This window comes from Mycoplasmopsis gallinacea (assembly GCF_012220205.1).
Taxonomy (GTDB): Bacteria; Bacillota_I; Bacilli_A; order Mycoplasmatales; family Metamycoplasmataceae; genus Mycoplasmopsis; species Mycoplasmopsis gallinacea_A.
In genome coordinates this window covers 239,512-253,855 of sequence record NZ_CP047225.1, presented here as the reverse complement: position 1 = coordinate 253,855, position 14,344 = coordinate 239,512, and the positions used below count along the sequence as shown (strand labels likewise).

Annotated in this window: 12 protein-coding genes; 6 read left to right on the top strand and 6 right to left on the bottom strand. The window is 26.8% G+C overall.

Annotated elements, in window-relative coordinates:
- Positions 1–31 precede the first annotated feature (31 nt).
- The 3 genes from pyrH (at position 32) to GOQ20_RS00995 (ending at position 2,395) form a co-directional block, all read left to right on the top strand.
- The gene (gene pyrH, locus GOQ20_RS01005; protein ID WP_167845056.1) at positions 32–751 is read left to right on the top strand and encodes a UMP kinase; all 720 of its coding nucleotides are present in this window, start codon (positions 32–34) and stop codon (positions 749–751) included.
- Between the two features lies 1 nt (position 752).
- Positions 753–1,304: a ribosome recycling factor gene (gene frr, locus GOQ20_RS01000; RefSeq protein WP_167845055.1), complete on the top strand. Its 552-nt coding sequence runs from the start codon at positions 753–755 to the stop codon at positions 1,302–1,304.
- A gap of 62 nt (positions 1,305–1,366) precedes the next feature.
- The gene (locus tag GOQ20_RS00995; protein ID WP_233091232.1) at positions 1,367–2,395 is read left to right on the top strand and encodes an ABC transporter ATP-binding protein; all 1,029 of its coding nucleotides are present in this window, start codon (positions 1,367–1,369) and stop codon (positions 2,393–2,395) included.
- 228 nt (positions 2,396–2,623) lie between these two features.
- Here GOQ20_RS00995 and tsaD read toward each other — a convergent pair whose 3' ends face one another.
- Genes tsaD through GOQ20_RS00975 form a run of 5 tightly spaced genes read right to left on the bottom strand, consistent with a single transcriptional unit; the run spans position 2,624 to position 5,384 of the window.
- Entirely contained in the window at positions 2,624–3,562 is a 939-nt protein-coding gene (gene tsaD / locus GOQ20_RS00990) for a tRNA (adenosine(37)-N6)-threonylcarbamoyltransferase complex transferase subunit TsaD (RefSeq protein ID WP_167845054.1), read from the bottom strand.
- Positions 3,562–4,122 carry a tRNA (adenosine(37)-N6)-threonylcarbamoyltransferase complex dimerization subunit type 1 TsaB gene (gene tsaB / locus GOQ20_RS00985; RefSeq protein ID WP_167845053.1) on the bottom strand — a complete coding sequence of 187 codons (561 nt, stop codon included), beginning with the start codon at positions 4,120–4,122 and terminating at the stop codon, positions 3,562–3,564. Before tsaB ends, tsaD begins: the two co-directional genes overlap by 1 nt.
- Positions 4,122–4,382 carry a tRNA (adenosine(37)-N6)-threonylcarbamoyltransferase complex ATPase subunit type 1 TsaE gene (locus tag GOQ20_RS04650; RefSeq protein WP_233091231.1) on the bottom strand — a complete coding sequence of 87 codons (261 nt, stop codon included), beginning with the start codon at positions 4,380–4,382 and terminating at the stop codon, positions 4,122–4,124. The genes tsaB and GOQ20_RS04650 overlap by 1 nt, the downstream gene beginning before the upstream one ends.
- Positions 4,372–4,524 (bottom strand): hypothetical protein, encoded by a 153-nt coding sequence (locus GOQ20_RS04645; protein ID WP_233091230.1) that lies wholly within the window; start codon positions 4,522–4,524, stop codon positions 4,372–4,374. The genes GOQ20_RS04650 and GOQ20_RS04645 overlap by 11 nt, the downstream gene beginning before the upstream one ends.
- The gene (locus GOQ20_RS00975; protein WP_167845052.1) at positions 4,524–5,384 is read right to left on the bottom strand and encodes a DegV family protein; all 861 of its coding nucleotides are present in this window, start codon (positions 5,382–5,384) and stop codon (positions 4,524–4,526) included. Before GOQ20_RS00975 ends, GOQ20_RS04645 begins: the two co-directional genes overlap by 1 nt.
- A gap of 37 nt (positions 5,385–5,421) precedes the next feature.
- Between GOQ20_RS00975 and GOQ20_RS04640 the strand changes: the two genes are divergently transcribed.
- Genes GOQ20_RS04640 through tyrS form a run of 3 tightly spaced genes read left to right on the top strand, consistent with a single transcriptional unit; the run spans position 5,422 to position 7,234 of the window.
- Positions 5,422–5,793: a hypothetical protein gene (locus tag GOQ20_RS04640; protein ID WP_233091229.1), complete on the top strand. Its 372-nt coding sequence runs from the start codon at positions 5,422–5,424 to the stop codon at positions 5,791–5,793.
- Positions 5,694–5,999, top strand: a complete 306-nt coding sequence (locus tag GOQ20_RS04635) for a hypothetical protein (protein WP_318028591.1) — start codon at positions 5,694–5,696, stop codon at positions 5,997–5,999. The genes GOQ20_RS04640 and GOQ20_RS04635 overlap by 100 nt, the downstream gene beginning before the upstream one ends.
- On the top strand, positions 5,999–7,234 hold the full coding sequence (gene tyrS, locus GOQ20_RS00965) for a tyrosine--tRNA ligase (RefSeq protein WP_167845051.1): 1,236 nt from the start codon (positions 5,999–6,001) through the stop codon (positions 7,232–7,234). The genes GOQ20_RS04635 and tyrS overlap by 1 nt, the downstream gene beginning before the upstream one ends.
- Positions 7,235–7,273: 39 nt before the next feature.
- Here the strand turns inward: tyrS and GOQ20_RS00960 are convergent, their stop codons facing one another.
- Positions 7,274–14,233, bottom strand: coding sequence for a hypothetical protein (locus GOQ20_RS00960; protein WP_167845050.1), 6,960 nt, complete (start codon positions 14,231–14,233; stop codon positions 7,274–7,276).
- Positions 14,234–14,344 lie beyond the last annotated feature (111 nt).

Here is a 14,344-nt window from a genome sequence, read left to right as displayed (position 1 = left end):
TACTATTTTAAAGTAATATAAAAGAGGTAAAATGCTTAAATACAAAAAGATATTAATAAAATTGTCAGGTGAAGGATTTGCAAATAAATCAAAACACCTTGCAATTGATTATGATTTAGTTAACAATATAGCATTACAACTAAAACAAATCATAGATTTGGGTGTTCAAGTTTCAATCGTTATTGGTGGTGGTAACTTCTGAAGAGGTGCATCAGCTGCTAAAAATGGAATACCTAGAAGTAGAGCTGATTACATTGGTATGATGGCTACAATGATGAATGCAATAGCTCTTAGAAGTGGTTTTGAAAATATGGGCTTAAAAGCTAGAGTGTTAAGTTCATTCGACATTGATCCACGTGTTGCTGAATATTATGTTAAAGAAAAAGCAATGAAATATCTTGGTGATGGAGAAATTGTTATTTTTGGTGGTGGAACTGGTAGACCATACTTTACCACTGATACCGCAGCTACTTTATATGCAGCTGAAATTGGTGCAGAAGTAATTTTAATGGGTAAAAATAACATTGATGGTATTTATGATTCAGATCCTAAAACAAACCCAGGTGCAGTGAAATTTGACACAATTACATATGATCAAATTTTAGAACGCAAATTACAAGTTATGGATCTTACAGCTACAAGTATGGCTAGTGAAAATAACATTAACTTAATTGTTTTTAACATCTTAGAAGATAATTCAATTGTAAGAGCTTTAAAAGGCGAAATCGAGCATACGGAGGTAACAAAATAAAATGGAATTAGATCTTTATTTATTAGAACTTGATGAACACAGTGATAAAGCAATTAGTCACTATAAATTTGAACTTTCTAAAATCTCAACCGGTAGAGCTAATCCTCAAATTGTTAAAGGTATTAAAGTTGATTATTACGGAATTATGACACCTCTTGAAGAGTTAGCTAATATTAGTGTCCCAGAACCACAACAATTGTTAATTAAGCCATATGACATTTCTTCTGTTAAAGATATAGCAAAAGCTCTTTTAAACGCAAATTTAGGTATCAATCCTGTTGATGAAGGAAACCAAGTTAGAATGACTTTCCCTACTTTAACAACAGAAAGAAGAAGAGAACTTGCAAAAAGTATTTCTAAATTTACCGAAGCTGCAAAAGTAGGTGTTAGAAATGCTCGTCAAAACGTTAATAAAGCAATTAAAGCTGATGAAGAATTATCTGAAGATGTTCAAAAAGCATACTTAGATAAAATTCAAGCTGAAGTTGACAAATACATTGATAAAATTAACGAAATTGCAAAAGCTAAAGAACAAGACTTAATGAATAATTAATTAACTTCACAACCTTTATGGTTGTGATTTTACTTGTCTTTTTTAGTATAATAAACTTAATTATGAAATCAAAAATTCTTAATAAATTTAAACTTTTTAAGCACCTTAAATCTTTAATCTTTATTCGTAAAGAAATCAAAAAAATTAGCGAAGAAACAATTATTAATGATAATCAAAATATAGTGCTTTCAATTAATAATTTAACTAAGTTTTTTATTAACTCACAAGGTGAATATAAAAGGGTATTAGATAAAATTAATTTCAAACTAAAAAAAGGTCAATTTCACGGTTTTGTAGGTGATAATGGTGCAGGAAAAACCACTACATTTCGCTCAATTTTAGGTTTTTATAATTCTTATGGTGGAAAAATAACTATCAATGGGATCGACTCAAAAAACAAAGAATCCAAAAAGTTTATTGGATATATTCCAGAAGTTGCAATTTTCCCTAAAAACATTAATTCATGAGATTTTCTTACCTCAATGGGGCAAATTTCAAATAAAAAATTACCCAAAGAAGATATGAAAACAAGAATTACAAACATTTGTAATAAACTAGAATTTGATCTTAAAGAATTAGATAAAAGCCCCTACTATATGTCTTCTGGTCAAAAAAAGAAAATAATGCTTATTCAAGCACTTATTCATAATCCAGAACTACTTATTTTAGATGAACCAGCTGCTAATTTAGACCCTAGTGCTAGAAATGAATTCTTCTCTATCTTGCAACAATTAAATAAAGAAGGAAAAACTATTTTGATTTCAAGCCACATTATTTCAGAACTTCAACTTTATATTGATAGTTACACTTTTATAAAAGGTGGGAAAATTATTGAAACTACTTCGATAGAAGATAAAATCAATAATCTTTCTTATGATAGAAAAATAAACACAAATAATAATTCATTAATTATCGACTTTCTTACTTTAAATAATGTTTCGTTTCATTTAAAAGATAATTTTATTTTTTACAAACTAAATGAATATCAAGAGAAAGTATTTAATGATTTCTTATTAGAAAATAAAATTCATATTTATGAACTTCAAAAAATAAATATAAATCTAAATGAGATAATATTTAACCAGAAATAATTAATAACGAAATTTTACTATTTACTTTGATACTTTTAAAAATGAAAACAACTAATAAATCTATATTTTAGATCTATTAGTTGTTTTTTACATTAAAATTCCTATATAGCAAATTCATAATTATCTATTTATAATTAGTTTTAAAATTAAAAAACAATTAAATTTATGAAAAAAATTCCAAAATAACATAAAGCAAAAACCAAAATTTCAAGTCATATCAACTAGTTTTTAGTCATTTTTATTTCTTTTTAATTGCAAATATGCAGCTTGTGCAATCATAGCTCCATTATCAGTTGCATATTTTAATTCTGGAATGATTGCTTTTGGATGAAGTTTTAAAAACCTTTTTCTTAATTCTTTGTTAGCACTTACTCCGCCACCTAAAATAATTGAAGCAGGTTTAAGATTTTCAATAGCTAAAGTTGTTTTTTCAATTAAATAATCTACTGCGGTTTTTTGGAAGCTAGCAGCAATTTGAACTGGATTAATAGGAATATTTTTCATATTGTGAGTATTGATATATTGAAGAACTTGCGCTTTTAATCCACTAAATGAAAAATCAAATTCATTATCTGTTTTAGGTTTTGTAAAATTAATATATTCGCCACTATAATTAGCAGATATTTGGTCAATAATTGGACCACCAGGAAAACCTAAATTACATTTAACAGCTACTTTATCAAAAGCTTCACCGACGGCATCATCCAAAGTTTCTCCAATGATTTTAAAACTATCTACATCAGTAGCCCAAATAAGTTGAGTATGCCCACCAGAAACTAGAAGACAAAGAGCAGGGAAAGTGATTTCTTGGTTAATTGAACCTGATAATAAATGTCCGTGTAAGTGATTTATAGGCAATAAAGGAACGTTTAAACAAAGCGCTAATGCAGAAGCGAATAATTTACCAATTTGAAGCGTACCAATTAATCCTGGTTCTTTAGTGTAAGCAACATAATCTACTTCTAAATTTGAATATTTAGTTAAAATAGCTTGCTGAATAAGTGAGATATTTTTAACATGCTCTCTTGAAGATATTTCTGGAATAGTTCCGCCAAATTCTTTAAAAATATCAATTTGCGAAATACTTCACATATCAATAATTTGACCATCTTCTAAAATTGCAATTGAAGTATCATCGTGTGAAGTTTCGATAGCGATAATTCTCATTAATTACCTCCTATTTGAGGTTTTTTAACATATTGAGGTTCTACTGACATTGGATCAGTTTCTTTAAAGCAATCTTTGTAAGAAACAAAGTTTTGAGTAAGTTTTTGAAAATCAATTTTTTGAATCTTACTTAAATCCAAATCAACTACGTTAATTGAGTCAAAAACATCTATAGAATTAATGTTTTGGCTTGGTTTTAAAAAGTACATTTTTTTACCTTGAGCATCTAAATATAACTCTGAAGCCTCGGGAAATTGTTTTTGCAACAAAGCAAATGAGTTAGTAACAAAAAAGTGAGTTTTAAGCATTAAAGCAATGGTTCTAAAGTAAATAAATGAACTTCTAATTCCGGTAAAAAAACCAGGGCCAATATTTGTATATAAACCCTTTATATCCTGAATTTTAAGACTGTTTTTAGCTAATATTTGTTCAGTTGAAGAAATAATTAAGTCCACTTTTTTCTTTTGAGCGTCGATAAAAACATTATCAATTACATTGAAATTATCGTCAAATAAAATTAAGCAAAAATCTTCAGTTGCTGTATCTAAAAAAAGATTCATTATTTCTCCTTAACTATCACTTGACGAATATTATTATCATTATTTATAAGTATTTGAATATAGCTATCAAAGTAGCTATCGATTTTTTTTAAAGAAGCTCATTCAATTGCAACGATATTTCCTTCAAAATAATCCTCAAATTCTTCTAGATCACCTTTGTAGTTATATAAATCAATATGAATTAATCCTGGATAATCTTTCATATATGAAAATGAAGGAGAAGTAATGTTTTGTTTAATGCCAATTTTTTTACCAAGCATTTTTACAAAAGTTGTTTTTTCCAGCTCCTAAATTACCATCTAATAAAATAGTTTGAGTTTTCTGAATCAAAGGAAAAATTTCGTTTAAAATCTCTTCTCATTGTTCAATTGTATTAATTGTGTAGGTTTTTTCAAATTTCATTATAAAACTGCTTTAACTTCAGGAGCAATCTTTTTAGTTAAAATTACAACGATAGCTTCTGGGCCAGTGTGGATTGAAACAACAGAAGGGATATTTCCTGTATAAACATCTAAATTATATTTTTCTTGAATGTACTGTTTTACTTTACTTATTTCTGAGTTATTTGAATGAAGTAAAATAAAATCATAATCTTTAAGATTATCAACTTTTGAAGCTTTATCATCAATTGAATTAAAAACTGCTTTTAAAAATACTCTTCCCTTACCTTCTTTAAGAAGTTGTCCTTTTTCGAATTTGATAAGAGGAACAATTTTAAAAAGTTTAGCAAGAGCAGCAGCAGCAGGGTGTAATCTTCCACCTTTAACTAAATAATCATTATATTTAGGGATTAAAGTAACATCAAAGTTTTCATCTCATTTTTGAACTTCTGCAACAGCTTGCTTTGTGTTCATTCCTTGTTCAAGAAGCGCTTTTAAACGAAACGCTTTAATTGTAATTAAACAAGCAATGTCTTGAGATTCAATAACATGCAAGTTTTTAATTTCACTCTCTAAATTCTTAGCAATTTTATATTGGCTAGAAAGATGTGTAGAAATTGGAAAATAAACTACATTTTCATATTCGTTACTAAGTTTTTCAAATAGATTCTGAATATACCCTAGTGGTGTTGAACTGGTTTTTGCAACCTTTGAATCAAGTGTAAAAATATTAAAAAGATTATCAGATTTAATATCGATACCATCTTTATATGTTGTACCATCAATATCTACTTGTAATGGTAAGAATTCAAATCCGATTTCTTTAGCTTTTTGAGCATCAAGCCCAGATGATGAATCAAGAATTATTATAGTGTTTTTCATATCTCTTATTATATTTGAAATTTGATAAAATTAAACTATGTTAATAGCCAATAATTTAATGATAAATTCACAAGAATATAGCGTTGTTTTTGTTGATTCTAGAGTCAAAAATAATAAAAAAATTATCGATGAAAAAAACAATATGGTTTTCTTTGTTGATGAAGAAAATAATGTTAATTCAATTAATGTTTTTAACAAACATTTTGCTAACTCAAACAATCATTTGCTTTTTTCTTTAAATGATGAAGAAGCAAGTTTTTTAGAGCAATGTGCAAGCGAAAACGGATTAAAAATTAATAATGATCCAAAATTTGTATATGTTCAAATCAAAAAAGAGAAGTTCATCCAAAAAGTGAAAAACTTTTCATTCTTACAGTTTTTGACGGAATTAGAGATATTCAAATTGTAACTAACACCTTAGAGTCAACTGAAGGTAAAGTTTTAGTAATGGCAAAACCTGGTTCATTTACTTTTAAAGGTGATTCGGTTGTGCTTGGTAAACTTATGGATGTTGAAAGTGAAGGAATGCTTACAGGTTATAAAACATTAGGTCTTGAAGGAGAAGGTCTCATTTTCGGTACTAATGAGCAAATTGGAAAGGATTTTGTAATCTAATGCAAGAAATTTTAAATGAACTAAGAAATAGAGGTATTTTAAAACAAATCTCTAATGAATATAAATTTAAAAATTTAAAAGAAAACGACGGAGTTTACTGTGGATTTGATCCGACAGCAGAAAGCCTTCACCTTGGAAATTACATTCAAATTGCCAACTTATTACGTTTTAAAAAACTTGGTTGAAACGCAGTAGCTGTTCTTGGAGGAGCAACTGGAATGATTGGAGACCCTTCATTTAGAAATTCAGAACGTTCACTTTTAGATGAAGAAACACTTCAAAGAAACAAAAACAAAATCCGTGAACAACTTGAAAGATTTGGACTTACTGTAGTTGATAATTATGAATTTTACAAAGAAATGAACATTTTACACTTTTTAAGAGATGTGGGAAAACTTGTAAATATTAGTTATATGATTAACAAAGATTCAGTAGCTTCTAGAATTGAAAATGGACTTAGCTTTACTGAATTTGCTTACCAATTAATCCAAGGATGAGACTTTTACCAACTTTATAAAAATAACAATGTTAAAGTTCAATTTGGTGGCTCAGATCAATGAGGTAATATTACAACAGGACTTGAAATTATTTCAAAAGAAACTAGTGATGAGCACCAAGCTGTAGGTCTTACAATTAATTTATTAACCGACTCAAATGGTGTTAAATTTGGAAAATCAACTGGTGGTGGAAACTTGTGAATCGATAAACAAGCTACAAAACCATATGATATGTATCAATTTTTATTAAATCAACCTGATTCAGAAGTTGAGAAATTACTTAAATGATTAACATTCCTTTCAATCGAAGAAATTGAAGTAGTTATTACAAAACATAAAGAAAATCCAGCACAAAGAAGTGCTCAAAAAGTATTGGCATTTGAAATTATTAAAGATTTACATGGTGAAAAAGAAGTTCAAAAAGCTCAATTAACAAGCGAAGTTTTATTTAATAAAAACATTGATTTAAAATCACTTTCACTTGATCAATTAAGTGAACTTGAAGATAATTTAAAAGTAGTTAATTTACACTTTGGCGAAAGTTTATTTGAGCAATTAGTTGCTGAAAAAATTGTATCCTCAAAAAGAGAAGCTAGAGAGTTTCTTCAAAATAAAGCTATTAAAGTCAATGGAGAAGCAATTAATGAAGAGTTTATTTTAAACTCTCCAGAATACCAAAATAAATATGCATTTTTAAATGTGGGCAAAAAGAACTTTTATCTTATTAAAGAGAAATAAAAAAACGAATATCACTTATTTTTAAGTGTATTCGTTTTTTTAATTACTATTTTTAAATTTAATTCATCCGAATTTTTTGTTAAGGAAGAAAAGACCAACTCCAGCAAAAGGAACAAGTAAGCCTAAAACAACAGATAATGTTATTGCTAGCGCATTACTTTTTGAAGTAGAAGAGCTATTTTGAGAAACAATTCCTAATTGTTCTTTAAATAGGTTAATTTTTCTAATTTTTTCTTTAACTTGATTGTTATCCATATTTTGTTCAAGGTTAATTTCACCTTTAAGAGATTGGTATTTTTTAAGATCAGTTGAATTTAAATTCCCATTTTGGACTTTTTGATCAAGAAGTCTTAATTCTTTTCTTAATTGTTTCATTGAATTATTTAAATCTTTGTTTTCTTGGGTAAATTGTTGAGCTTTTTCAGCATCAATAATTTGAGATGCTTTTTCTTTCTCGGATTCAATTTGTTTATCATTTAACGAATCAGTTTGTAAGTTGCTAATCGCATGATTCACAGCATTTATATCACTGTTTAATTTTTGGATATTTATAAACTCATTTTGTGGTGAGTTAATTTCTGAGAATTTTTCTTTTTGGAACTCAGATAAATTATCACCTTTAATTAACTCTTTATTTGTGCTAATTAATTTAAGTTTATTAGCTTCATTATTATTAGTAAAGTTATTATAAATTTTGTCAATTTCTTTTTTAACCATAACGTTTAATTCGTTAAATTGTTGGTTTGTTAATTTCGACACATCAATTGTTTTTAAATCATTTGCATACTTTTTAAAGCTATCAATTAATGGAGAGTTTTCAAATCCTAAAAGATGTTCTAAAAGAGTATCTACTTCACTTAAATTCAATCTAAAATCAGCATCTAGTCTTTTTCTAAACGTGATAATTGAATTTATTTTATTGCTATTAGAATTTTCAAATGAAATTAAAGCAGTTTTAATTTCTTGAAGCCTTTCTTTTTGCATATTTTGGTAATTTAGAGTTGCAAAATCACGGAAATTTTGTTTGTATCGATCTAAATCAACAAAGTTATTGTTACTAAATCATTGTTGATTAATTTTATTAATTAATGCAGAAACTTCTTTTTCTAAAACTTTTCTAGATTCAATTTTATCTTTTAGTTCATTTAATCTTTCTTTTGCGGTTTCAATTTCTGTTTCTAATTTATTTAGCGAAATTTGATCTTTAATTAGATTTACTTGTTTAAAGTAAACAATAAAAGGTTTTTTAATTTCATCTTCAACACTTGTATTGTGAGAAGTAAAGATATCTTGAAACTCATTTAAAACAGCATTTAATCTTTCTTTTGCTTTTTGAACTTGTTTTTGATGCTCAGCATGTATTTGAGTTTTCTTGTCTTCTAATTGTTCAAAAACAGTTTGTCAATTTCTATATTCTTCTTCAAAAGTTGAATCATTTAAAGGTTCATAATTTCAATTCTGAAGTTGATTATTTTGTGATTGTGCATCATTTACAAGTGAGCTATATATCTCGTTATTTGAAATAACTTGATCTAATTCTTGCATTTTTTGCTTAATTTCATCAACTTTTAATTGTCTTTGTTTTTTAGCATTATTCGCAATTAATTCTTTATAAACAGACTCATATTTAGTGCTTAAATTATCTAGGGAATTAGTTAATTCTTTAGTTTTAGTTATTGATAAATTAGTAGTATTTACACTTTGATTATAAATATCTTTTAAATCAGAAGCATTATATGAAACTGTTTTAAGTTTTTCTAAAATGTCATTAGCTCTTTCTTTTTGAATTCTAAAAGCTTCTTTAATTTGAATTTCATTGTGCTTATCATTTTCGTTTTTTAATTCTTGCGCTTTTGCAAGAAGCGCTTCACCCGAATATCCAGGAAGCTCTGAATTAATTTGTGAAAGAAGCTCTGAAAGTTGATTTTGATAATTATTTAAATAAGGGAATTTAATTCTATATTGTTCAAGAAGTGCAAGAGTTTTTTCTTGCTCAACTTCAAATTTATTTAAAGCTTCATTTTTGATTCTTTGAGCTTCAAGATGCAATCTTTTGTTTTGGATTTCACTAATTAAATTCACTACTTTTAAATTATTTTCATCAATTAAGTTTTCTTTGACATTAATAACAAATGAGCTAGATGCAATCTGTTCTAATTTTTCTCTAATTTCAGAGACAAACATTTCAATATTTGTGTATTGTGATGAAATCAAGTGCAATTGTTCATTTACTTTATTTAGAGTTTTCTGTAAGCTAGATTGTTTTATAAGAAGGGATACATTAGCTTTTCAATTTTGTAAATTAGAAATTTCTCTTGTAATTTCTAATTCATCTTTAACTTTTACTTTGTTTTTAAGATCAGTGAATTTTCCGTGAAGAGAAACTAACTGCTCGCTAATAAAGTTGTTGTTTGGATTAATTTTCTCTGCTAGTTTTTCAATCGCTAAAAGTTCTTGATTAAAGTTGCTTAAAGCTTGATCTTTAGCGTTTTCCAAATTATTAATTTCAGTCTCAAATGTCGGGAGAACATCTAAAGCATTTGAAATTTCTTCTTTATTTGAATTTGATTTTAAATTATTTAAGTTAGCAATTTTTGAACTTATTTTTTTAACAATAGCATCTTCTTGTGTGAATTTAGAAGTAAGGCTTATTTCTTTATCACTCAATTTTTGGATTCATTGGTCAATTATTTCAGTTAAAATGAATATTTCATTTGAAGCATACTGAACATTTAAATCATTTATATATTGCTTAAGATCTTCATTAGATGCGCTAGATAAATTATTTTTAATATTATTAATGTTTGACTCATATGTAGAAGAATTTGAATTTAAGTTGCTAAAGGTTTTCATTTGAGCAAGAAGCTCTTCATTTTTGCTGATTAAAAGGTTTAAAATTGATAAGTTTTTGTTTTTTTCATCGCCTTTTTGAGTAAGTAAAATGTCTTGCTCTAATGCTCAATTGTACTTTTGATTAAGTAAATTGGTATTAGAAATAATTTGCTCAATCGAAGGGTTGTTTTGAATTTTTAAGTCTATATCAGCTAAGAATTGTTCTAGTTCAGTGACAAAAGTTGCTTCAGAATTATTAGCATATTTATCTTTGAAATTTACAAGTGAAACATCAACTTTTTCTTTTAAGTTTTGATACTTAGTAAAAGCAACATCTCTTCTTGTTTGTTCGATGCTACTTTTTAGGTATTCATTTTTTTGTTCAACTGTTTCAAAAGAGTTATATGAAGATTTTTGAGAATCAATTTCAGCAACTAAAGCTCTTAAATTGTTAATTGATTCATTTGTTTGGTTTTGATTATTATTAATAAATTCTTGAGCTTTAGTAATTGTTCTATCAAGATCATTTAAGCTATTTTCAAGCTGCATTTGTGTCAAAAAGCTTTTGACAAGTGGAATTTGATTTTCATAAACTTCTTTTGTGTTTGAAGCAACATTGTTATTAAATTCACTAATTTTATTATTGATTTTCATAACAACCGGATTTGATTCACCTTTAGAGTTAACTAATTGATTTTTAAATTCGTTAAGTAAATTTAACTCATTTTCAAAGTTCATTCTAGCTTCTTTGATCTGTAAATTAGTCACAAAAGTACTAATTTGCTGTGTCGTTGAATTAATTAAATCTTGATCAATTTTATGTGAAGATGCAAGAAGTGAATCGATTTGATTTACAAAATTAAAGAATTCATTTTTTAATTCACTATGATTTGAAATTTCAGAGAAATTGTTTTGAGCTTTTTTAAGTGAAACTAAAATTTCTTTAAATTTATTTATAAAATCAGAAGTGTCATTGATGTTTTTGAACAACACTTTATATTTATCAAAGTTATCAGTATTTAAATTTTTAAATGAGTCTGCAAGCACGTTGTATATGTGTGAATTTGCAGAAGAAATGTTTTGAAGTTTTTGATAGCTCAACAAGAATTCATTAATTTGATTATCAATGTTATTTAAACTATTAACACTATTAGAAGAACTTATAAATTGTTTAAATAAAGCTTTAGTTTCATTAAATAAAATTGATCTTTCTAGAAAACTGGACACTTCTGCTTTTTTATTATTTAAAACTTCTTGTCCATTTAATTCTCTTTTTGCTTTTTCAAAGTTCTCAATAACTCCTGAAACACTTTTTGCTATATGATTAGCATTTTTGTTATCTACAAAGATATTTTTTAAAGCATTATAAACAAGAGAAAAATTAGATTGAAGCGATGAACTTGCTTCTGTGTAATTAGGGTTTTGTTTGTAGTTAATATTTTGTTCTCATAAAGATGAAGCTTGATTCATTAATGATTCAAGTTGTTCAAGTTCAAGTGAAGTAGTGTTGTAACTGTCTTGAGATTCAGAAGCAAGTAATAAAGTCCTGAAACTTTCTTTTTGAGCACTATTTAAATATTGTTTAGAGTTAAGTAAGGTTTCAATTTCATTAAGATTATTTTTGGTTTTTGCATTATTCACAATCTCATCAATTGCAGAGTTATCATAACTGTTTTCTATTTGAACTGCATAACTATTTAACTTAAATTTAGGTAAATTAGGCAAGTTATTAAGGATGTAAGTTTTTTGGTGATTTTTATACTCTTGAATATTTGTTCAGTGAGTATTGATGTCAGTTTTAATTGATTCTATTTCATTAACTGTACTAATTAAATTTGTGGTGTTTAAACCTAAATATTGCGGATTTTGAGAACTAAAATTATTAACCAATATTGATATTAATTCATTATATCTATTTCGTTTACTTTCTTGTGAGTGCCTGAAATTGTCAGAATTAATAAAAGTATTATTTTGAGAAATTGAATCTTGAGCTTTTTTAGTGTAGGTGTTAAGTTGGTCAATTTCATTAATTAAATTATTGACTAAAACTTGATCCATTGAATTTAAAACGGAAATATATTGGTTTTCAAGTTTATTTTTCTGAGATTGAGCTAAATTAGTTGCCTGATTTAATTTTTGTTCAAGTAACCTGCTATTTGCTTTTCAAAATTCGCGATACACCTTAATTTCATTATTAAACGAAATCGCGCTTTCTTTGTGTGGATCAATTGCACTTAAAGAAATATCATTAATAATGCTACTTATTTGTTCATTAATTAAAGTTTTTTTATCATTAATAAATTTTAAATATTGCTCTTTCCCTCATTGATATTGACTTTGTGAATTTAAAGAAGATTCTATTTCTGTTTTTCCAGTTGAAAGATTATCAATTACAACTTCATTGTAAGCTTCTACTTTTTTAGTTAAAAGATTTACTGCATCATAAATTGAATCAAAGAAATTGTTGTTATAAACACTGTTTTCAAAAATTTCATTATATCCATTTTCAAATCTTGAAATTTGACCCAATAAGGTTTGGACAGGAGTTGAATCTAAATAATCTCCAGAAATTAATAAAGAACTAGTTTGATCAAGTTTAGTTTTTACATCTTTTTTCTTATCAATTATTTCTAATCATTTATCTTTATTATTCGCTATAAAATCAGAAAGAGATTTGAGTTTTAAAGCATTTTCTCTAATTGGCAATCTAATGGCTTTTATTGAACTGATTGAATCTAAAAATTTAGTCTTTAAAAATTTAATTTCAACAGAAGAATCCCCAAGACCTTTTTCTCTTAATTGAGAAATTAATAAATTTGTTGCATTTTCAGTTGTTTGAATGAGTCTTGTAAATGCTTCGTTTTCTCTTACTCTAAAACTAAATGATCCTTTGTTGTATTGAAGACCTTTGTAGTAAATATTATCTTCAGTTTTCATATAGTAATTTAAAGTAATTTGATCATTTTTGCGGAATACATAACCATCTAAGGACACTTTATGATTTGTGTGATCAAAAACTAAATTGTATTTAGTTTCTTGATTAGAGCCTTCACTTATAACTGTAGCTTCACCTTGAAAACCATTAGAATCACCATTGTAAATAAGAAACTCTTCACCTTCATTTATGTTATTTAAAAATGAAAGAGTTTTAACAGGGAATCATTCGGTGTTTTCTAGTTCGGCTTGAGTATAGGTGTAATTAGTCTTGATAATTTTTTCAATAAGAGCATCACTTGGATGATCAAAAACCGAAATACCAGTTCTTAATAAATTAGTTTCTCTATTGAATTTTTCATAAACTTTTTGATTAATAGGTGGAGCTGTTTGGTAAGGTCTACTACCGCCTTTAGAACGAGTTGTAAAGTTGATGTGTAACCAATTTTTATAATCCCCACGATTGCTTTCGTCCATAACTATATTAATAAGATTAAGTTTTATATTTTCTTCAGTTTCATATTCATCTTGAATAATCATATTTGGAGCTCTTCAATATGTACCATAACGTTTATCTTTATCGACAACTAAATGATGCATATTGTTTATAATAAACATTTTTCCACGCAGTTGATCTAGTGTGGGGTTTATCGAAGAGTTTCCTGTTTCGTTTTTAAATAAAAATCTATTAAATCTATTTCAAACAGTTTCTATTTTATTCGCTCATTCTTTTCGATTCTTTTCAGACATTCTAGATATATTTTCATTTTCATCTTTAACTCTAATGATTATAGTTTCTGATGGATAGTTAGATAAAAAACTAGCCATTTGACTGATATATTGTTCAAAAGTTGAATTTGAATAGGCTCCACCATGATTTATTCACATATCAGAAGAAATTCGAATGTCAAAAAACCTTATCCCTTCTTTAAGTTGTTGTGTAAAGTCACGACTTTGAGTTTTTGCTCAAGCTTGTCCAAAAAATCATTTAATACCACTTCCACTAAACATAGCTGAATCATGTGTTCCAGGAATTGAAAGGTGACTAAGTGGTTTTCTACCATCCACATATTTCATTCAATCATTGAAGTTTAATCTTGTCTTAGTGATATCAACAGAACTAATTTCGTTTCTGTCATAGTTTTGATTTGTCATTCTGTAAGAGGAAAGTGAAAAAAGTGTAGTTGCAATTGCAGCTGTGGCTAAAAAATTGATTTTATTTTTTCATTTCATAATAATTTTCCTCTTTTTCTATTTATTTTTTTATTTTATTCTTTTTTTCCTATTTTGTGAATAATATGGTAAAAAAATTAACCAATTTATTGGTTAATGCTCGATTGTAAT